This window comes from Enterobacter sp. HK-058-C-ECC, assembly GCF_047531125.1.
In the GTDB taxonomy this organism is placed as follows: Bacteria; Pseudomonadota; Gammaproteobacteria; order Enterobacterales; family Enterobacteriaceae; genus Enterobacter; species Enterobacter quasiroggenkampii.
Genome location: NZ_JBLKCH010000010.1, coordinates 61912 through 82018, shown reverse-complemented (window position 1 = coordinate 82018; position 20107 = coordinate 61912). Strand labels below are relative to the sequence as shown.

Here is a 20107-nt window from a genome sequence, read left to right as displayed (position 1 = left end):
GTATGAAAACAACGATACCGACGCTCAGCGAGCAAATGCGCGATGGCAATCTTTTCGCGGAACAGTGCCCTTCACGAGAGGTGCTCAAACACGTTACCAGCCGCTGGGGGGTACTGATTCTGCTGGCGCTGCGCCAGGGTACGCATCGCTTTAGCGATCTGCGCCGTAAAATGGGTGGGGTGAGCGAAAAGATGCTGTCCCAGTCGCTTCAGGCGCTGGAGCAGGACGGGTTTGTCGATCGCGTATCGTATCCGGTCGTGCCGCCGCATGTAGAGTATAGCCTGACGCCGATGGGTATCGAGGTCAGCGAAAAAGTCGCCGCGCTGGCTGACTGGATTGAGGTGAATACGCCGAAGGTGATGGCGAACAGGGACGATCGCGCGGCGTAAAAGCCGGGTGGCGCTTCGCTTACCGGGCCTACGGGATGTGTAACTACGGGTAGGCCGGGTAAGGCGAAGCCGCCACCCGGCACAATCGCCGCTACTTGCTTAAATCCACCTGATAAATCGCGAACCCAATATCATCCGTCGCGACCTGCTTCATCGGATACTGCGCCTTCTCCTTGATAAACGCGGCTGCCTTGTCGGACGGTGACGTTTCAAAACGGATATCCAGCGGCGTATCGCTGTGGATCGGCGCCAGACGCCAGTTGTTATCCACCGCCGGATGAATTTCGCCGGCCTTTTTCGACTCCGCGCTGATCCACGCCGCCAGCACCGAGCGGTTCTCGTCCGGCGAGGCAAAGGCGATGTGGCTATCTCCCGTACCGGCAAACTTACCGCCGTAGGCACGGTAGTTATTGGTCACCACCAGGAAGGTGGCATTCGGGTCGATCGCCTTGCCGTTGAAGGTCAGGTTTTTAATGCGCTCCGCCTGCGGGTTGATCGCCTGACATTCACCGTCATATTTCGCCGGTTGGGTGACGTCAATCTGGTAGTTCACGCCGTCGATCACGTCGAAGTTGTAGGTGCGGAAGCCGTCCCAGTTAATCAGCGACTGCGGCTTGCTGCTGCGCGGGTCAATCTGGTTAAACTGTCCGGCAGAACACTCCAGCCACTCCTTTACCTCTTTCCCGGTGGCTTTAACCACTACCAGCGTATTCGGATAGAGATAGAGATCGGCGGCATTACGGAAGGTGAGCTGGCCCTTTTCGACCTCAACATAGCTTGCCGGGTCATTCTTACGTCCGCCCACTTTGAATGGCGCAGCGGCCGACAGGACCGGCAGCTTCGCCAGATCCGGATCGCCCTGCACAAAGTGTTCGGCATAGGCTTTCTGCGCCATGTTGACGACCTGGACGGTCGGATCGTCCTGCACCAGCGCCAGGAAGCTGTACATGTTGTCGGCGGATTTACCGATCGGCTTGCTGACGAATTCGCGCGTGGCGTCGTGATCGTGCTTCAGCACGTCGACCAGTTTTTTATCTTCCGCCGCCAGTGATTTTTTTGCTGCCGCGTCGTAGATCGGACGCGCTTCGGCTTTTGACTGCGTCACCTTCCAGCGGTCGCCGTCGTTATTCAGCACCAGATCCACTACGCCAAGATGGTCACCCCACATGCCCGGCATCACCGACGGCACGCCGTTGAGCGTGCCTTTCCCGATATCCGCCCCTTTGATGCTGGCGAAGTCTTTGCCCGGGAAGACCGCGTGGGCGTGGCCGAACAGGATCGCATCGACGCCCGGAACCTCACTCAGGTAGTAAACGGAGTTTTCTGCCATGGCCTGGTACGGGTCGGCGGAGAGACCCGAGTGGGCGACAACGACCACCAGATCGGCGCCTTTCTCACGCATTTCCGGCACGTATTTGCGCGCGGTTTCGGTGATGTCGTTAACGGTCACCTTACCGTCGAGGTTGGCCTTATCCCACGTCATGATCTGCGGCGGGACAAAACCGATATAGCCGATGTTTAGCGTCTGCTTTTTCCCGTCCCGATCGACAACCTCGGTCTCTTTAATCAGGTAAGGGGTAAAGAGCGGTTTTTGGGTCTTAACGTCGATGATATTGGCGTTAACGTACGGGAATTTTGCACCTGCAAGGGCATCGTGCAGGTATGTCAGACCGTAGTTGAATTCATGGTTGCCAAGGTTACCGACGGTATAGTCCAAAGTGTTCATCGCTTTATAAACAGGATGGATCTCGCCTTTTTTCAGCCCCTTGGTCGCCATGTAATCCCCGAGCGGACTGCCCTGAATAAGATCGCCGTTATCGACCAGCACGCTATTTTTCACTTCGCCACGTGCGGCATTGATCAAACTTGCCGTGCGTACCAGTCCGAATTTTTCCGTCGGGGTATCTTTGTAGTAATCGAAGTCCATCATGTTGCTGTGCAGATCGGTCGTTTCCAGAATACGTAAATCGACCGTCGCTGCCTGCACGCTCGCCGCAATCAGCGTCGCCAGGAGCGTTGCGCTAAACTTAATCATCAGAAGAGTCCTTTTTTCGATCCAGGCCACAAAAGAGTATGTATCTATAACGCGTTGCTTACATAAATGTGAATCCTGACAGAAAAAAGCAACCTGAAACCGGAATTGCTTCACAGATAGCGGAATTGTTCACATTACGATATAACTAAAACAAAGAGTTAACCTCACTGCGTTAACAAAGAGGTGGAAAATGCTAGATAAAATTTGTCAGCTCGCACGGGATGCGGGAGATGCCATCATGCAGGTGTATGACGGTATTAAACCTATGGAGGTCGTCAGCAAAGCGGACGACTCTCCGGTCACGGCGGCAGATATCGCGGCGCATAAGGTGATCCTGAAAGGGTTACAGGCCTTAACGCCGGACATCCCCGTCCTGTCAGAAGAAGCGCCGCAAAGCTGGGACGAACGCCAGCACTGGCAGCGTTACTGGCTGGTGGACCCCCTGGACGGGACAAAAGAGTTCATCAAGCGCAACGGTGAATTCACCGTCAATATCGCCCTGATTGAGAAGGGTAAAGCGGTGCTGGGCGTGGTCTACGCGCCGGTCATGAAGGTGATGTACAGTGCTGCAGAAGGGAAGGCGTGGAAAGAAGAGTGCGGCGTGCGCAAGCAGATCCAGGTGCGCGATGCGCGTCCGCCGCTGGTGGTGATTAGCCGCTCGCACAACGACAGCGAGCTGCAGGAGTACCTGCAGCAGCTGGGTGAACACCAGACCACCTCGATTGGCTCATCGCTGAAATTCTGCCTGGTGGCGGAAGGACAGGCTCAGCTCTATCCCCGCTTTGGACCGACGAACGTCTGGGATACCGCCGCCGGGCATGCCGTTGCTGCGGCCGCCGGGGCGCATGTTCATGACTGGCAGGGCAAGCCACTGGACTACACCCCGCGCGAATCCTTCCTCAACCCCGGCTTCCGCGTCTCTATTTATTGAGCCAGCAGCTTATGCAGCAGGTCGACAACCTGCTGCACCTCTTCCTGGGTCAGCGCCCCGTCTTTCACCCACTGTACGCGACCTTCTTTATCCAGCACGATAATCGCGGAGCTCTCTTCCTCCAGCTGCCAGGCCTTACGGGTGACGCCGTTGCTGTCGACAATAAACTGCGACCACGGGTAGAGCTTTTTATTGCTCTCAAGGCTTGAGCGCACAAACATCCCGGAACCCGGAATGGCGTCATCGGTATTCACGATCGTGGTGGTCTGGTAGCGGTCGTGTGGGAATTTTGCGGCCTTGATCGCTTCCACCAGGCTGGCATTTTTCTCTTTTGCAGATGTACGACCGGCAATATGTTGTACAACTCTCACTTTGCCCGCGAGCTGCGCGCTATTCCAGGCTTTGTAGCTAAACTTATCATTGTCGAGAATCAATTCTCCCCGGTCAGCAATGCCGACTGGCGGTACACGTTGTCCTTTTTCAATGTTGTGAGCACTCGCCCACAGGGGCAGCAGCAGGCAGGCTGCTGCAAGGATATTACGTAGGGTCATGGCGTTTCCTTATTGTTTGCAGGTGATCCGACCACTTGGTCATACGCTTTTAATGATAAGTGCGATCAATGTGGTTTTCCCGCAATCCCGATGCCAGTTTGCGGGTGAACGCACATATCCATGAAAAAACGACGGCTTATACTGCGCTCAGTCACGCTTTGCAAAGATTATTCTGAATAATTGTAATCAAACGGTAAATAAACTTATGCACACTGGGTAACACCGTAGTTCTGGTCTATAGTCATTGGGCATTAAAATTTGCGCTCAGGACAGTCGGGCCGATTGTGGCACCGCAAGAGCGTATGATTCGCAGGAGATACAAGAATGAAAATTTTCCAACGCTACAACCCGCTTCAGGTGGCGAAGTACGTGAAGATCCTGTTCCGTGGACGGTTGTACATCAAGGATGTTGGCGCTTTTGAGTTTGATAAGGGCAAAATCCTTGTCCCAAAAGTGAAGGACAAACAGCACCTGTCTGTGATGTCCGAAGTCAACCGTCAGGTTATGCGTCTGCAAACTGAGATGGCTTAACCAACGTGCTATGCAGTAGTAGTAGATAAAAAGACGGCCCACGGCTCCCGATGGGAGCCGTTGATGTTTGTGGGGGCCAGAACGTTACGCCGACACCTTCTCTTCCGCATCCGGCAGCTTCGGCACCAGTACGGTCGGTTTGTTGTCGATACGCGTCACCAGCAGCTGGTCGATGCGGTAGTTATCAATATCCACCACCTCAAACTTGTAGCCGGAGAACTTCACCGAGTCGGTGCGTTTCGGGATTTTACGCAGCATAAACATCATAAAGCCGCCGATGGTTTCGTAGTTTCCGGACTGCGGGAACTCGTCGATATCCAGCACGCGCATCACGTCTTCAATCGGCGTGCCGCCATCAATCAGCCATGAATTATCGTCACGCTGAACAATCTGCTCTTCCAGCCCCTGGCCTACCAGGTCGCCCATCAGCGTGGTCATGACGTCGTTGAGGGTGATAATACCCACCACCAGCGCGTATTCGTTCATGATCACCGCGAAGTCTTCCCCGGCGGTTTTGAAACTTTCCAGCGCTTCTGAGAGCGTCAGGGTGTCCGGCACAATCAGGGTATTGCGGATCTGCACGCCGCTGTTCAGCGCCAGGCTCTGGTTCGCCAGCACGCGGTTCAGCAGGTCTTTGGAGTCGACGTAACCGATGATGTGGTCGATATCTTCATTACAGACCAGGAACTTAGAGTGTGGATGCTGCGCCACTTTGTTCTTCAGGCTCTGCTCATCTTCATGTAAATCGAACCAGATAATGCTTTCACGGCCCGTCATGGAAGAGGGCACGGTACGGGATTCCAGTTCGAATACGTTCTCAATCAGCTCATGTTCCTGCTTGCGCAGCACCCCGGCCAGCGCGCCGGCTTCCACGACCGCATAAATATCGTCAGAGGTGATGTCGTCTTTACGCACCATAGGTAGCTTAAAGATGCGGAAAATGACGTTTGCCAGGCCGTTGAAGAACCACACCAGCGGGCGGAACACGAACAGGCAGAAGCGCATCGGGTTGATGATACGCAAAGCTACAGCTTCTGGCGCAATCATACCGATGCGTTTCGGGGTCAGGTCGGCGAAGAGGATGAACAGCCCGGTCACCAGCGAGAAGGAGAGGATAAAGCTCAGCTGTTCGGCCAGTTCGGCGGACATGTACTGCGCAAAGAGGCTATAAAACGCCGGGGAAAACGCCGCATCGCCCACGATACCACCCAGGATGGCTACCGCGTTCAGACCAATTTGCACCACGGTAAAGAACGTACCGGGGTTTTCCTGCATTTTGAGAATGCGTGAGGCGTTGATGTTGCCTTCGTCGGCAAGCAGCTTCAGTTTGATTTTACGGGACGCGGCCAGCGAGATCTCGGATATCGAGAAAAATGCACTGACGGCAATCAGACAAAGTATTACTAAAATACTGTTTAACATAGTTTATCCGGCTTCTCGCCAGATCCTCAGAAGGGGAGTTGATACCATTTGTGTGGAAACACATTGAACACCAGCTCGTAGCGTTGAGCCGATTATTTCAGCGGGTAGTATAGCGTAAAGAGATGTAAATCTGCCAGAGGTCACATTTTTGGCATAAAACAGACCGGACAGCGGGCGCTGTCCGGTACATCGCGTTATTTCACGGTAGACAGGCGGACATCGCCCACCGCCCGACGGGTGGCATCGCCTCCCCATACCTGATCGTATTCATAGCCCGTGAGCTGTTTGATCACCACGCGGGTGCTGGCGTCGCAGTCGCGGTAATCGCCACCCAGCTTACGGCGCGCAATCTCCTTGAGGAGCAGCTTGTGCGTCTCACGGGTGAGCTTGAACCTGTAGGTGGTGAAGAAGCTTACCGCCAGCAGAGCTGCCGTGGCGAAGATCATCAGGCCGATAATCGCCCCCAGCGCGCTTTCAGGCTGTGCGCCGCTGCCCTTCACAAAGCCGGATTCCTGCAGCACCAGGCCAATAATCATGATGGCAATCGCCACGGTGCTCTTGCGGGTCAGGACCATCACCCCGGCAAAAATCCCTTCGCGGCGCTGCTGGGTCACCATCTCGTCAATATCCGGAATGAAGCTGTAGATATTCCACGGAATATAGTAGAGGCCAGAGCGGGCGGCACCGAGCAGAATAAAGACCGCGGAGAATAGCAGCGTCGGTACCTGCGTTTTGGTGAGGTAGACCGTAAACAGGAAGGCCAGCACCAGGAAGATACAGCCGTAGGAGAGCCGCAGGGCGGCAGACGGCGTGACGTTCAGCCGGTTCAGCAACAGCATAAACCCATAGGTGCCGGGTACCGAGGCGAAGGCCGCAATGCTCAGCCAGCCGGATACCGCAGCCGCATCCTGGCTCAGACAGTACACGACATAATAGGTAAACACCGAACCGAACACGTCCATCGCCGTGAACGAAAAGATATAAATAATAATATGCAGGCGGAACGCGCGGATACGGAAGGAGGAAAAGAGATCCAGCACCAGATATTTCAGGTGATTCAGTAGCCCGCCGCTGCGCTGGTTATCCACTTTAAAACTGGATTCCTGCTGCACATCCTTCGCTTCCCAGGTGGTGTACCAGGTAATAAATACCGCAAGGCAGAACACGCAGGAAAATATCAGCCCGGTGAGGGTATAGGTAAACGGATTATCTTTCCCCGTGAACTGCATAATCACCCCGGGAACGGATACCGCAAGAAAACCGCCCAGTTGGGAGCAGATCATCCGCACGCCGGACAGGCGGCTACGCTCTTCATACCGGTTCGTCATTTCAGCCGCCAGGGTCTCCCAGGGAACCAGCACCATCGCCGACAGCAGCTCAATAGAGAGGTAGGTGCCCAGGTAGTACCAGTAACCCATGTCCGTCAGCCACAGCAGGGCATACAAAAACATGAGCGGTGAACTGAGTAATAAAAAGAAGCGGCGACGGCCAAATTTACGCCCGAGCCAGGTATCCCCGAAGTTATCGGTGATATAACCCATTATCGGGCTTAATAGCGCATCAATCACGCGGGCAATGGCGAATATTGATCCCGCTTCAATGACCGAGAGTCCGCAATAGGTGGTGTAAAAAAATAACAGCCAGGTGCCGATAATGGCGAAAGCGCCTCCGCCAAAAAGATCGGTTACGCCGTAGCCGAGTGCTACGCCATAACCCACTCTACGTTCAGTTGGTTTGACCATAATAAAATCCAGTGTAGGGTAATGATTAACCCGTTTTTCGGGTCGTTTTTTTATTGAGTGCTGGAATACAAATTACGTTCTAGTTATTGATATCTATCCATTGTCTTAATTGAGATGAGCGGTAAATAGCCTCCACAAGCGTGAGTGAATGTCCGGCTTCACGGATGTTGGTGTAATCCGTGTGCCCCGGGTGGGTAATTGCGTGATAAAACCGGCGGATCGCCTGCTCGTGCCCCAGCCCCCAGTAGCTTTTGACCGAGCCGTCGGGAGAGTCATCGCTGGCCAGCCTGAGGCGCTCGCCGCGGGCGATGCACCAGAGCACGTTGTTATGCAGCAGCAGCGAGCCCTGTTCGCAGTGGATCTCCATCAGAAGCGGGGAATCGGTGGTATTGCAGTTGCTGGCGTAAAACAGGCCGCGTGAGCCGTTGGCAAAGTGCAGCGTGGCCATTGCGCTGTCTTCCCCTTCGGTCACGTCCGCCAGCTCGCCGCTGTCCACCACCCCTTTCACGCGCGTTACGCCACCGGCGAACCACTGCATCAGGTCGAGGGTATGAATGGCCTGGTTGATCAGCAGGCTGCCACCTTCCGTTGCCAGCCGCCCGCGCCACGGGCTTTCGGTGTAGTATGCGCCCGAGCGTGACCACGTCAGCACGGCCTTAATGCTGAGCATTTTTCCCAGCCCGCCCTCCTCCAGCATCTGGCGAATGCGCAGGCTGGTGGGGTTGAGACGGTTCTGGTAGCACACGCCGAGCAGACCCGACGCCTGTTCGGTGGCGCGGGTGATATCCACGAGTTCGCTGCTGTTCATGCCCACCGGTTTTTCGCAGAAAACATGCTTCCCGGCGGCGAGCGCCGCCAGGATCATGCTTTTATGCTCGAAATGCGGCGTGCAGATGTGGACCACGTCGATGGCATCATCCAGCAGCATTTCCCGGTAATCCTGATAGAAGCGGCACTGATAGCGCATTGCCAGCTCCAGCCCTTTGACGCTGTCGATGTCGACCAGCGCGCGTAGCGCGACGTTGGGGAGCAGGCGCAACGCATTCACATGGCAGCCGTGAATCGCTCCGGCACCGATAACCGCCGTGTTCAGGATCGTCATTGTCGCCTCCCGTTATTCCGTCGCGTTGGCCAGCATCTGGGCCTTCACGCAGAGCTCGGCCGCTTTGAAGGCGTGCGCCTGCGTCATGGCGTTTTCGGTACGATGCAGACAGTCGAGGATCAGTTCGCCAAAGAACGGGAATCCGACCTGTCCGGCGACCGGATAGCGGAATTCCCCCTCCTTATTGACGAGATAAACCACGTCCTGCTCGCCGCGGGTGAGATCGACATATTTGCGGATCTCGATATACCCGTCGGTGCCGAGCAGCGTCAGACGTCCATCGCCCCAGGTTGAGAGTCCGTCGGGGGTGAACCAGTCACAGCGGAAATAACCGCTGGCACCGTTTTCGCCCCTGATTGTTGCGTCACCGAAATCTTCGAATGCCGGATGCTGCGGATGGTTGAAATTGCGTGCCTGACTGGCGACCACGGTGGCGTTATGGTTGCCCGTGTAAAACAGAAATTGCTCAATCTGGTGGCTGCCGATGTCGCACAGAATGCCGCCGAAGTAGCGACGATCGTAGAACCAGTCCGGGCGGCCGGTCCCTTCCCGGTGCGGGCCTGTCCCCAGGGTTTGGACGACGCGGCCAATGGCCCCCTGCTGCACCAGCTGTCCGGCAAACACCGCGCTCTCCACGTGGAGACGTTCGCTGTAGTACACGGCGTATTTCCGGCCGGTTTTCTCAACCATCGCTTTGGCATCCGCCAGCTGTTCAAGGGTGGTGAGCGGGGCTTTATCCGTGAAGTAGTCCTTGCCGGCCGCCATCGCTTTCAGCCCCAGCGCGCAGCGCTCAGACGGGATGGCCGCACCGGCTACCAGACGCACTTCGTCGTCGTTGAGTATCACCTCCAGCGACTCCGCCACGTTGACCTGCGGGTATTGCTGGATAAATTTATCCACTTTTGCCGGATCGGGGTCGTACACCCACTTCAGCGTGGCCCCGGCTTCAATCAGGCCGTTACTCATGCCGTAGATATGGCCGTGGTCGAGCGCGGCAGCGGCAAAAACAAACTCCCCCTCGCGGACAACCGGCTGAGGTTTACCCACCGGCGCGTAGTTCATTCCGTCATTTTTGTTCATGGTGTCACTCCTTAATCCAGGTCTTTGCCAAGGGGAATCGCACCCACTTCGCTGAAGTTGGCGACGCTTGCGGATTTTTCATAAAAACGGGGAGCAAGGGCGCTCGTCCCACCGGTACGGTAAAACGGGTCGTCGCGCTGAATCGGCAGCGAGACCACGGTGCGGGTAATGGCGGATTTATAGATCGCGGCGATCAGTTCCAGCGAGCGTTTGCCCTGTAACCCATCCACTAACGGTGCCGTGCCGTGCTCGATGGCAGAAAGCAGGTCATTAATCTGCCCGGCGTGCAGCGTCCACTCGAGCTTCGGCGTCTGCTTAAACACCGCGTCGAGCTGCGCTTCGCGCTGCTGGTCGTGGGTTTCCTGCGGGAAGCCGTTGTCGGCGCTGACGCTGGCAAAGGCCTGCCACGGCGCGGAGATGCGCGCCTTCTCACCCTGAATAATGATTTTCTGATCTTCCCCGTGGTGCACGACCGAGGCGGTAAGCTGGGTGAGCGCACCGCTGGGGTATTTGAAGATCGCGGCGCTAAGGTCTTCGACTTCAGCGTTGTCATGCGCCACGTTGGTCATCATCGCCACCACTTCGGACGGAAAGCCCAGCATCCACTGAATGGCGTCGATGTGGTGAACCGCGTGGTTAAGGGTGCAGCCGCCGCCCTCTTTTTCCCAGGTGCCGCGCCACCACAGGTCGTAGTAGCAGTGTCCGCGCCACCAGAAGGAGTCCACCTGCGCGTGGCAAACCTTGCCCGCAAGCTCCGAATCCAGCGCTGCTTTTAAGCGCCAGAAGGCATCGGTAAAGCGGTTTTGGGCAATGATGGAGAGCGTTTTGCCGCTGGCCTTTTGTGCGGCGATCATCGCGTCGCACTCCTCCAGCGAGGCGGCCATCGGTTTTTCGCACAGCACGTGGCAGCCCGCGTTCAGGGCATCAATGCTGATCTCTGCGTGGACGTAGGGCGGCGTGCAGACGTCGACGATATCGATATCCGGCTCTGACGCCAGCATCTGCTGGTGGCTGTCATACACGCGTGCGTCCGTCAGGCCGTAGCGCGCTTTTTTCTCGTGGGCTTTTTCCGGATAAATATCAACCAGCGCGACGATCCGGCAGCGTTGGCCAAACTGCAAATAGCCCTGAATATGGTTGTGCGAGATATTCCCTGTTCCCACAATAGCGACATTTAACATTGATTCTTCTCCGGAGTTACCAGGTGCCTGAGGCGTCCAGCGTGACGCTGGCTGTCTCTTTAGCCACTGAGGTGCTGATGCGTTGTTGAAGCAGGCGCAGATACTGTTTTTCGTTGAGCGGGAACTCGACCCAGTCGTCCGTCCAGGTGGAGAGGTGCATGGCGTTGGAGAGCGTCAACCCGTGGATCCCTTCCAGACCCGGCGCAATGAGCGGCTCGCCGCGCAGGATGGCGGCACAGAAGTTGGCGGTAATGACGTGGTGTTCGCTGCATTCCGGGGCCACGGGAAGCGTGACCTCCCAGCATTCAGGCTCACCAAAACCGTTCTGCCAGCGGGCGTTGAAGGCGGTTTCAGATTCTCGCAGCCGCCAGTAGCGCAGCTTGCCCTCTTCGACGACCACCTTGCCGTGATCGCCGACGATTTCCAGCCGGTTGGTTCCCGGCGTTTCCGCCACGGTGGTGATGAACACGCCCGTCGCACCGTTGGCATACTCGGCGTAGGCGGTGACGTCGTCTTCCACTTCGATATCCCGATGCTTGCCGAACTGGCAGAACGCGCGCAGACGGACCGGCATACCGACCAGCCACTGCCAGAGATCGAGCTGGTGCGGGTCCTGGTTGAGCAGCACGCCGCCGCCTTCTCCTTTCCAGGTGGCGCGCCAGCCGCCGGAGTTGTAATAGCTCTGCGAGCGATACCAGTTGGTGATGATCCAGTTGGAGCGGCGGATCTCACCCAGCTCGCCGCTGTCGATCAGATCTTTCACCTTCTGGTAGAGCGGGTTCGGGCGCTGGTTGTACATGATGCCGAACACCACATCGCACGCCTGGGCGCAGGCGTTCATCTCCTGTACCTGGGCGGTATACACGCCCGCCGGTTTTTCACACAGGGTGTGGATGCCGTTGCGCATCGCCAGCATCGACAGGCGCGGATGCTCGTAGTGGGGCGTAGCGACAATCACCGCGTCGATAAGCCCGCTCTGGAGCATCTCCTGCGCGTCGCTGAACACGGGGAGGGTGCCGACCAGCTGGCGAATGGCCGGATGCTTTTCCGGCGCATTATCACAAACTGCGGCAAGGCAGGCGTCGCTGACCGTACCCGCCAGTAAATAACGCGCGTGGACCGTACCGATATTACCTATTCCAATAATGCCAAAACGTACCTTCTCCATGTCACACCTTAATTTCAGTTGAAATGAGTGATGACCGGAAAATAGGAAAGGGGAGCGGTAGCGACAATGTGTTTTTGTGAGAATACTCGCAAGGTGATTAAGTAATCTCCAGGCGTTTTGAAATTTGGTTTTAAAATCAAAGAACTGTTTCTGCAAATATTTGCAAAAACTGAATGAGAGCGAGGTCACACTATGCCGGGCAAGTTAAAAATGGAGGAAATTGCGGCCCTGACGGGCTATTCCGTCAGCACGGTTTCGCGGGTATTAAGCGGCAAGTCTTACACCAGCGATAAAGCCAGGGAAGCGATCGTTCGCACCGCGCGGGAGCTCGGTGTGCTGGAGTCTATGGCGAGCGGAAGACTGCTCATTAACGGTATCGCTGTTTTTGCACCGGAAAGAACCTTTCAGGGACGCGGGGATATTTTTTATCTGGAAGTGACGAAAGGAATTGCTGAAGCCTGCGCGCGGCATAATGTGTGGGTCACGTGCTGTGGTTTAGAAGAGCAGCACGCCGATGTGAAAGTCTTTATGGAAAAGGCCAGCCATAAGAATATTAACGCGATAATTATTATTGGCACTGATGATTCCACCATATTTAAACTGGCAAGCACCCTGAATAAGCCCTGCGTGTTGATTAATTCCGTTGACCGGGATCGGGTGCTGGATTCCGTGTCACCCGATCACCGGGCGATCGGCTTCACCACCATGCAGTACCTTTTCGAGCAGGGGCATCGCCGCGTGCTCACGCTCACCTGCCTGCGGCGGGATACGCTGTACGCGCGTCTGGACGGCATCAAAGAGGCGTACCGTCATTTTCACGTCGCCTTCGATCCCCAGCGCGATTTGCTCGTGACGGAGTGGTTTACCGCAGAAGAGGCCGAGCAGGCGCTGGATGCGTGGTTAGTGAATCATGACCGCTCGCAGTGGCCGGAGGTGATTTTCCCGAACAGTACCAGCATGACGGAAGGGGTGGTAAGGGCGTTGACGCGACACGGGCTGCGCATTCCGGAAGACATTTCGCTCATCACGACCGATTTTGCATGGAATTTAGCGCACCGTCTGGAAAAACCGGTCACGGGCGTGACGGTGCCCTGCCGCGAGCTGGGTATTGAGGCCGTCCATCTGCTGCAAACGCGGCTCAACCGACCGCAGGCACCGGTCTTTAACCTGCTGTTGCAGGGCAAAGTGATGGATTACGGCTCGGTCAGCAATGCCACGCGCCACGCGGCTCACGTGGCGCTGGATCAGTAATCAGGCCAGCTGTGGCGGCAGGCAAACGCCGATGCCTCCGATGCCGCAGTAGCCGTACGGGTTTTTATGCAGATACTGCTGGTGATCGTCCTCGGCGTAGTAGAACGGTTTCGCCGTCGCGATTTCCGTGGTCACCTCGCGCGTATCGCCCGCCTCACGCATGGCCTGCTGGAAACGCTCCAGGCTGGCGCGCGCGGCGGCATCCTGCTCAGGGGTGAGCGGATAGATAGCCGAACGGTACTGCGTGCCGTGGTCGTTGCCCTGACGCATGCCCTGCGCCGGGTCGTGATTCTCCCAGAAGACCTGCAGGAGCTGTTCGTAGCTGATTACCGCAGGGTCATAGACCACGCGCACCGCTTCCGCATGGCCGGTTTCGCCGGAGCAGACTTCGCGGTAGGTTGGATTCGGCGTGTAACCGCCCGTGTAGCCGGCTGCCGTGCTGTAAACGCCGGGCAGCTGCCAGAAGAGGCGCTCAACGCCCCAGAAGCAGCCCATGGCGAACAGGGCGATTTCCATGCCATCCGGCACGTTGGTCATGGAATGGCCATTGACGGCGTGTAAGGTCGCTACAGGCATAGGGGTGTTGCGTCCCGGTAATGCATCTGCTTGTGAAACCAGATGCTTTTTGTCGAATAAACTCACGGTGGGGCCTCCCGGGGTGCGATGTTTCAGTTAAGGTTGTCACGAAGCGTTTAATTGAACACAATAAATGCGCTGAATGAGACTAGATTTAATCATAAGAAATATTTGGGTGTTACACCCATTTTCAACCCGCGATTCGGGTTTTTGGCCAACAGGCCGTATTTTGCCGCGGAGCGGCACTTCATTTGCTTCCAGGGTGGAAACAGGGATATTCAGGAGAAAACGTGACAAAAATCCGCCAGTTATGTTTAGTCAGTGTGTTGCTGACAAGCGGGATTGCCAGCGCGGCGAATGTCCGTTTGCAGGTTGAGGGGTTATCCGGGGCGCTACAAAAAAACGTACGTGCGCAGTTATCGACCATCCAGAGTGATGAGGTGACGCCGGACCGGCGTTTTCGCGCGCGCGTCGATGATGCGATCCGCGAGGGGCTGAAAGCGCTGGGTTATTACGAACCCACCATTGATTTTGACCTCCGTCCGCCTCCAAAGAAGGGGCGCCAGGTGCTTATTGCCCGCGTTTCGCCGGGCGAGCCGGTGTTGATTGGCGGCACGAACGTTATCCTGCGCGGCGGGGCGCGTACCGACCGGGATTACCTGGACCTGCTCAGCACGCGGCCGAAAATCGGTACCGTGCTTAACCACGGCGACTACGATCATTTCAAAAAAGAGCTGACCAGCGTTTCCCTGCGTAAGGGCTACTTTGACAGCCAGTTCAACAAAAGCCAGCTGGGCATTGCGCTGGCGCGACGTCAGGCCTTCTGGGATATCGACTACGACAGCGGAGAACGTTACCGCTTTGGCGACGTGACGTTCGAAGGTTCGCAAATTCGTGAAGAGTATCTGCAAAACCTCGTGCCCTTCAAAAAAGGGGACTACTACCAGTCGAGCGACCTCGGAGAGCTGAACCGACGCCTCTCCGCTACCGGCTGGTTTAACTCCGTGGTTGTCGCACCGGAATTTGATAAGTCACGCAAAACCAAGGTGTTGCCGCTGCATGGCGTTGTTTCGCCGCGCACCGAGAACACCATTGAGACCGGTGTGGGCTACTCGACGGACGTGGGGCCACGGGTGAAAACCTCGTGGAAAAAACCGTGGGTGAACTCGTACGGCCACAGCCTGACCACCAGCCTGAGCCTCTCAGCGCCCGAGCAGCAGCTGGATTTCAGCTACAAAATGCCGCTGCTGAAAAATCCGCTTGAGCAGTATTACCTTCTGCAGGGCGGTTTTAAGCGCACCGATTTGAACGACACCGAGCAGGACTCGACGACGCTTGCGGTCTCCCGCTTCTGGGATCTCTCCAGCGGCTGGCAGCGCGCCATTAACCTGCGCTGGAGCCTCGATCACTTTACCCAGGCTAACGTCACCAACACCACCATGCTGCTTTATCCGGGGGTGATGATCAGCCGTACCCGCTCGCGCGGGGGCCTGATGCCGACCTGGGGCGACTCACAGCGCTACTCCATCGATTATTCCAACACCGCCTGGGGCTCCGACGTGGACTTCTCCGTCTTTCAGGCGCAAAACGTCTGGATCCGCACGCTGTACGATAAACATCGTTTTGTGATGCGCGGCAATCTCGGCTGGATAGAAACGGGAGACTTCGAGCGCGTTCCGCCGGATCTGCGCTTCTTCGCCGGGGGCGACCGCAGCATTCGCGGGTATAAGTACAAATCGATCTCACCTGAGAACGAAAAGGGCCAGTTGACCGGTGCGTCAAAACTGGCGACGGGCTCGCTGGAGTACCAGTACAACGTCAGCGGAAAGTGGTGGGGCGCCATGTTTGTTGACGGCGGTGAAGCGGTGAACGATATCCGCCGCAGCGACTTTAAAACCGGCGCGGGCGTCGGCGTACGCTGGCAGTCACCCGTCGGGCCTATTAAGCTCGATTTCGCCGTGCCGGTGGGTGACAAAGATGAACACGGATTACAGTTTTACATCGGTCTGGGGCCTGAATTATGAGTTTATGGAAGAAAATAAGCCTCGGAGTGCTGATCTTTATCGTGCTGCTGCTCGGGACGGTGGCGTTTCTGGTAGGAACGACGACCGGGCTGCATCTGCTGTTTAACGCCGCGAACCGCTGGGTGCCGGGGCTGGAAATTGGCCAGGTGACGGGCGGCTGGCGCGACCTGCGCCTGAAGAACATCCGCTATGAGCAGCCGGGCGTGGCGGTTAACGCCGGAGAGTTTCACCTGGCGGTGAAGCTGGGCTGTTTGCGGGACAGCAAGCTCTGCGTCAACGATCTGTCGCTAAAAGATGTCAACGTGGCGATAGACTCGAAGAAAATGCCGAAATCTGCGCCGGTTGAAGAAGAGGACAGCGGCCCGCTGAATCTCTCCACGCCGTACCCGATCGCGCTTTATCGGGTCGCGCTCAATAACATCAATATCAAAATCGACGACACCACCGTGTCCGTGATGGATTTCACCTCCGGCCTGCGCTGGCAGGAGAAAAATCTCACCCTGACGCCAACGTCCCTGCAGGGCTTATTGATCGCGCTGCCGAAAGTGGCCGACGTGGCGCAGGAAGAGATCGTCGAGCCGAAGATCCAGAACCCGCAGCCGGAAGAGAAGCCGCTGGGCGAAACGCTGAAAGACCTCTTCGCGAAGCCTGTGCTGCCGGAAATGACCGACGTTCATCTGCCGCTGAACCTTAACATTGAGGAATTCAAAGGCGAACAGCTGCGTCTGACGGGCGATACCGACCTGACGGTCTATAACATGCTGCTGAAGGTCAGCAGCATTGACGGCAACATGAAGCTCGACGCGCTGGATATCGACACCAACCAGGGCTCGGTGAATGCGTCAGGTAATGCCCTGCTGCGCGACAGCTGGCCGGTGGATATCACGCTGAATAGCACCCTGAACATCGACCCGCTGAAAGGCGAGAAAGTGAAGGTCAAGGTGGGCGGGGCGCTGCGCGATAAGCTCGATGTTGGCGTGAATCTCTCCGGCCCGGTGGATATGGCCCTGCGTGCGCAAACCCAGCTGGCGGAAGCCGGGCTGCCGCTCAATCTTGAGGTTGTCAGCAAGCAGCTTTCCTGGCCGTTCACCGGCGAAAAGCAGTTCCAGGCCGATGACCTGAAGCTGAAGCTGAGCGGCAAGATGACCGACTACACGCTCTCGTTCCGCACCGCGGTGAAGGGGCAGGGCGTGCCGCCCGCGAACATCACCCTGGATGCGAAGGGCAACGAACAGCAGGTCAACCTCGACAAGCTGACCGTCGCGGCGCTGGAAGGTAAAACCGAGCTGACCGCGCTGCTCGACTGGCAGCAGGCGATCAGCTGGCGCGGCGAGCTGAAGCTGACGGGCATTAACACCGCCAAAGAGGTGCCGGACTGGCCGTCGAAGCTGGATGGCCTGATTAAAACCCGCGGCAGCCTGTACGGCGGCACGTGGCAGATGGACGTGCCGGAGATCAAGCTCACCGGGAACGTGAAGCAGAACAAAGTAAACGTTGAAGGCTCGGTGAAAGGCAACAGCTATCTGCAGTGGGTTATCCCGGGCCTGCACGTGGCCCTGGGGCGCAACACGGCGGATATCAAAGGCGAGCTGGGGGTGAAAGATCTTAATCTGGATGCCACCATCGACGCGCCGAATCTGGATAACGCCCTGCCGGGTCTGGGCGGCACGGCGAAGGGGCTCGTGAAAGTGCGCGGCACGGTAGACGCACCGCAGCTGCTGGCGGATATCACCGCCAATAACCTGCGCTGGCAAGAGCTGAGCGTTGCCCGCGTCCGCGTGGAAGGGGATGTGAAATCCACCGACCAGATCGGCGGTAACCTGAACCTGCGCGTGGAGCGCATTTCTCAGCCGGACGTGAACATCAGCCTGGTCACCCTGGACGCGAAAGGGAACGAGAAGCAGCACGACCTGCAGCTACGGGTGCAGGGCGAGCCGGTCTCCGGCCAGCTTCACCTGACCGGCAGCTTCGACCGCAAACAGGCGCGCTGGAAAGGGACGCTGGATAACACCCGTTTCAATACGCCGGTCGGGCCGCTGGCGCTGTCGCGCGCCATTGCTCTGGACTACCGCAACGCCGAGCAGAAGATCAGCATTGGGCCGCACTGCTGGACCAACCCGAATGCGGAACTGTGCGTGCCGCAGACTATCGATGCGGGCGCGGAAGGGCGCGCGCAGATCAACCTCAACCGCTTCGATCTGGCGATGCTAAAACCGTTTATGCCGGAGACCACGCAGGCGAGCGGCGTCTTCAGTGGGAAAGCCGATGTCGCCTGGGACACCACCAAAGAGGGGCTGCCGCAGGGTAGCGTCACGCTGTCCGGGCGTAACGTGAAGGTGACGCAGGAGGTGAATGACGCACCGCTGCCGGTGGCCTTCGACACCCTGAACCTGAGCGCGGACCTGCATAACAACCGTGCAGAGCTGGGGTGGCTGATACGCCTTACCAATAACGGTCAGTTTGACGGGAAGGTTCAAATTACCGACCCACAGGGACGGCGAAATCTGGGCGGCAACGTCACTATCCGCAACTTCAACCTGGCGATGGTGAACCCGATTTTCGCACGCGGGGAAAAAGCCGAGGGCATGGTGAATGCCAACCTGCGCCTGGCGGGCAATGCACAAAGCCCTCAGCTGTTCGGCCAGCTGCGGCTCAGCGGCGTGGATATTGACGGCAACTTTATGCCGTTTGACATGCAGCCCAGCCAGATCGCCATGAACTTCAACGGCATGAGCTCGACGCTAAGCGGCTCGGTACTGACGCAGCAAGGGCAAATCAACCTGAACGGCGACGCGGACTGGAGCCAGCTCGATAACTGGCGCGCCCGTATTGCCGCGAAAGGCAGTAAGGTGCGCATTACCGTACCGCCGATGGTGCGTCTGGACGTCTCGCCTGATGTGGTCTTTGAAGCCACGCCAAGCCTCTTCACGCTTGACGGTCGCGTCGACGTGCCGTGGGCGCGCATCGTGGTTCACGATGTACCGGAAAGTGCGGTCGGCGTCTCAAGTGATGAAGTTATGCTCAATGAAAATCTGAAACCTGTCGAACAGAAGAGCGCTGGCATACCGATTAATAGTAACCTTATCGTGCACGTGGGGAATAACGTGCGGTTGGATGCGTTTGGGCTGAAGGCGAGGCTTACGGGCGACCTGAAGGTGGCGCAGGATAAACAAGGGCTAGGCCTGAACGGGCAAATCAATATTCCTGAAGGGCGTTTCCACGCTTATGGTCAGGATTTGATTGTCCGTAAAGGCGAGCTGCTGTTCTCCGGTCCACCGGATCAGCCCCTGCTCAACATCGAAGCGATTCGTAACCCGGAAGCGACGGAAAACGACGTCATTGCTGGGGTACGCGTCACCGGTTCTGCTGACGAACCGAAGGCGGAGATCTTCTCTGACCCGGCGATGTCCCAGCAGGAAGCCCTCTCTTACCTGCTGCGTGGACAGGGTCTCGACAGCGGTCAGAGCGACAGTGCGGCGATGACCTCGATGTTAGTGGGGCTGGGGGTTGCACAAAGTGGGCAGGTTGTGGGTAAAATCGGCGAGACGTTCGGCGTAAGCAATCTGGCGCTGGACACCCAGGGCGTGGGCGACTCCTCGCAGGTGGTGGTCAGCGGCTATGTACTGCCGGGTCTGCAGGTAAAATATGGTGTGGGGATCTTTGACTCACTGGCAACACTCACGTTACGCTATCGCCTGATGCCTAAGCTATATCTGGAAGCAGTGTCCGGCGTAGACCAGGCACTTGATCTGCTCTATCAGTTTGAGTTTTAGCAATGCGAATATTTGTCTACGGCAGTTTACGAACCAAGCAAGGCAACAGTCACTGGATGACCAATGCCCTGCTGCTGGGGAATTACAATATCGAGAACTACCAGTTGTACAGCCTGGGCCACTATCCAGGCGCGGTTCCCGGCGAAGGAACAGTACAGGGTGAAGTTTATCGTATTGATAACGCGACACTTGCCGAACTTGATGCCTTGCGCACCAGGGGCGGTGAATACGCGCGCCAGTTGATCCAGACGCCGTACGGAAGTGCGTGGATGTATGTCTACCAGCGTCCGGTCGAAGGGTTAACGCGGATTGTAAGCGGTAACTGGTTAGACAGAGACCAGTACTGAAAAA

16 protein-coding genes are annotated in these 20107 nt (G+C 57.1%); 7 read left to right on the top strand and 9 right to left on the bottom strand.

Annotated features, from left to right (window positions below; genetic code table 11):
• Positions 1-2: 2 nt before the first annotated feature.
• Positions 3-389, top strand: coding sequence for a winged helix-turn-helix transcriptional regulator (locus ACMWJS_RS18050; protein WP_023331869.1), 387 nt, complete (start codon positions 3-5; stop codon positions 387-389).
• A 91-nt stretch (positions 390-480) separates the two neighbouring features.
• Here ACMWJS_RS18050 and ACMWJS_RS18045 read toward each other — a convergent pair whose 3' ends face one another.
• On the bottom strand, positions 481-2424 hold the full coding sequence (locus tag ACMWJS_RS18045; protein ID WP_248222641.1) for a bifunctional 2',3'-cyclic-nucleotide 2'-phosphodiesterase/3'-nucleotidase: 1944 nt from the start codon (positions 2422-2424) through the stop codon (positions 481-483).
• A 190-nt stretch (positions 2425-2614) separates the two neighbouring features.
• Here ACMWJS_RS18045 and cysQ point away from each other — a divergent pair, with 190 nt between their 5' ends.
• Complete coding sequence (gene cysQ / locus ACMWJS_RS18040) at positions 2615-3355, top strand: 3'(2'),5'-bisphosphate nucleotidase CysQ (RefSeq protein ID WP_414747375.1); 741 nt, start codon at positions 2615-2617, stop codon at positions 3353-3355.
• On the opposite strand, the gene ACMWJS_RS18035 is transcribed toward cysQ, so the two are convergent.
• Complete coding sequence (locus ACMWJS_RS18035; protein WP_023617831.1) at positions 3349-3906, bottom strand: YtfJ family protein; 558 nt, start codon at positions 3904-3906, stop codon at positions 3349-3351. The genes cysQ and ACMWJS_RS18035 overlap by 7 nt on opposite strands.
• 324 nt (positions 3907-4230) lie before the next feature.
• Between ACMWJS_RS18035 and ACMWJS_RS18030 the strand changes: the two genes are divergently transcribed.
• A complete protein-coding gene (locus ACMWJS_RS18030; protein ID WP_008501430.1) occupies positions 4231-4437 on the top strand; it encodes a DUF1107 domain-containing protein in 207 nt (68 codons plus the stop codon).
• 84 nt (positions 4438-4521) lie between these two features.
• Here the strand turns inward: ACMWJS_RS18030 and ACMWJS_RS18025 are convergent, their stop codons facing one another.
• The 6 genes from ACMWJS_RS18025 to ACMWJS_RS18000 all read right to left on the bottom strand — a co-directional run bounded on the left by ACMWJS_RS18025 (position 4522) and on the right by ACMWJS_RS18000 (position 12132).
• Complete coding sequence (locus ACMWJS_RS18025; protein ID WP_008501429.1) at positions 4522-5859, bottom strand: hemolysin family protein; 1338 nt, start codon at positions 5857-5859, stop codon at positions 4522-4524.
• A gap of 194 nt (positions 5860-6053) precedes the next feature.
• Positions 6054-7601, bottom strand: a complete 1548-nt coding sequence (locus ACMWJS_RS18020; protein WP_045908036.1) for an MFS transporter — start codon at positions 7599-7601, stop codon at positions 6054-6056.
• A gap of 79 nt (positions 7602-7680) precedes the next feature.
• Entirely contained in the window at positions 7681-8703 is a 1023-nt protein-coding gene (locus tag ACMWJS_RS18015; protein ID WP_334762492.1) for a Gfo/Idh/MocA family oxidoreductase, read from the bottom strand.
• 12 nt (positions 8704-8715) lie between these two features.
• Entirely contained in the window at positions 8716-9783 is a 1068-nt protein-coding gene (locus ACMWJS_RS18010) for a Gfo/Idh/MocA family protein (protein WP_167214269.1), read from the bottom strand.
• 11 nt (positions 9784-9794) lie between these two features.
• Complete coding sequence (locus tag ACMWJS_RS18005; protein ID WP_343666719.1) at positions 9795-10964, bottom strand: Gfo/Idh/MocA family oxidoreductase; 1170 nt, start codon at positions 10962-10964, stop codon at positions 9795-9797.
• Positions 10965-10980: 16 nt separating this feature from the next.
• Entirely contained in the window at positions 10981-12132 is a 1152-nt protein-coding gene (locus tag ACMWJS_RS18000) for a Gfo/Idh/MocA family protein (protein ID WP_414747374.1), read from the bottom strand.
• Positions 12133-12324: 192 nt separating this feature from the next.
• Between ACMWJS_RS18000 and ACMWJS_RS17995 the strand changes: the two genes are divergently transcribed.
• Positions 12325-13383 (top strand): LacI family DNA-binding transcriptional regulator, encoded by a 1059-nt coding sequence (locus ACMWJS_RS17995; RefSeq protein ID WP_414747373.1) that lies wholly within the window; start codon positions 12325-12327, stop codon positions 13381-13383.
• Here the strand turns inward: ACMWJS_RS17995 and msrA are convergent, their stop codons facing one another.
• A complete protein-coding gene (gene msrA / locus ACMWJS_RS17990; protein ID WP_048027915.1) occupies positions 13384-14025 on the bottom strand; it encodes a peptide-methionine (S)-S-oxide reductase MsrA in 642 nt (213 codons plus the stop codon). It abuts the gene before it with no gap.
• 224 nt (positions 14026-14249) lie between these two features.
• Here msrA and tamA point away from each other — a divergent pair, with 224 nt between their 5' ends.
• The 3 genes from tamA to ACMWJS_RS17975 are packed head-to-tail and all read left to right on the top strand — an operon-like array spanning position 14250 to position 20103.
• On the top strand, positions 14250-15983 hold the full coding sequence (tamA, locus tag ACMWJS_RS17985) for an autotransporter assembly complex protein TamA (protein ID WP_045908043.1): 1734 nt from the start codon (positions 14250-14252) through the stop codon (positions 15981-15983).
• Positions 15980-19756, top strand: a complete 3777-nt coding sequence (gene tamB, locus ACMWJS_RS17980; RefSeq protein ID WP_414747372.1) for an autotransporter assembly complex protein TamB — start codon at positions 15980-15982, stop codon at positions 19754-19756. The genes tamA and tamB overlap by 4 nt, the downstream gene beginning before the upstream one ends.
• A gap of 2 nt (positions 19757-19758) precedes the next feature.
• The gene (locus ACMWJS_RS17975) at positions 19759-20103 is read left to right on the top strand and encodes a gamma-glutamylcyclotransferase (protein WP_014830431.1); all 345 of its coding nucleotides are present in this window, start codon (positions 19759-19761) and stop codon (positions 20101-20103) included.
• The last annotated feature ends 4 nt before the right edge of the window (positions 20104-20107 follow it).

Excerpts from the sequence above, each read along its gene's own strand:
- ACMWJS_RS18000 (WP_414747374.1), bottom strand. The coding sequence starts at position 12,132 with ATGGAGAAGGTACGTTTTGGCATTATTGGAATAGGTAATATCGGTACG.
- ACMWJS_RS18005 (WP_343666719.1), bottom strand. The coding sequence starts at position 10,964 with ATGTTAAATGTCGCTATTGTGGGAACAGGGAATATCTCGCACAACCAT.
- ACMWJS_RS18020 (WP_045908036.1), bottom strand. The coding sequence starts at position 7,601 with ATGGTCAAACCAACTGAACGTAGAGTGGGTTATGGCGTAGCACTCGGC.
- ACMWJS_RS18015 (WP_334762492.1), bottom strand. The coding sequence starts at position 8,703 with ATGACGATCCTGAACACGGCGGTTATCGGTGCCGGAGCGATTCACGGC.
- ACMWJS_RS18045 (WP_248222641.1), bottom strand. The coding sequence starts at position 2,424 with ATGATTAAGTTTAGCGCAACGCTCCTGGCGACGCTGATTGCGGCGAGC.
- cysQ (WP_414747375.1), top strand. The coding sequence starts at position 2,615 with ATGCTAGATAAAATTTGTCAGCTCGCACGGGATGCGGGAGATGCCATC.
- ACMWJS_RS18035 (WP_023617831.1), bottom strand. The coding sequence starts at position 3,906 with ATGACCCTACGTAATATCCTTGCAGCAGCCTGCCTGCTGCTGCCCCTG.
- ACMWJS_RS17995 (WP_414747373.1), top strand. The coding sequence starts at position 12,325 with ATGCCGGGCAAGTTAAAAATGGAGGAAATTGCGGCCCTGACGGGCTAT.
- ACMWJS_RS18010 (WP_167214269.1), bottom strand. The coding sequence starts at position 9,783 with ATGAACAAAAATGACGGAATGAACTACGCGCCGGTGGGTAAACCTCAG.
- ACMWJS_RS18050 (WP_023331869.1), top strand. The coding sequence starts at position 3 with ATGAAAACAACGATACCGACGCTCAGCGAGCAAATGCGCGATGGCAAT.
- ACMWJS_RS18025 (WP_008501429.1), bottom strand. The coding sequence starts at position 5,859 with ATGTTAAACAGTATTTTAGTAATACTTTGTCTGATTGCCGTCAGTGCA.
- ACMWJS_RS17975 (WP_014830431.1), top strand. The coding sequence starts at position 19,759 with ATGCGAATATTTGTCTACGGCAGTTTACGAACCAAGCAAGGCAACAGT.
- ACMWJS_RS18030 (WP_008501430.1), top strand. The coding sequence starts at position 4,231 with ATGAAAATTTTCCAACGCTACAACCCGCTTCAGGTGGCGAAGTACGTG.
- tamB (WP_414747372.1), top strand. The coding sequence starts at position 15,980 with ATGAGTTTATGGAAGAAAATAAGCCTCGGAGTGCTGATCTTTATCGTG.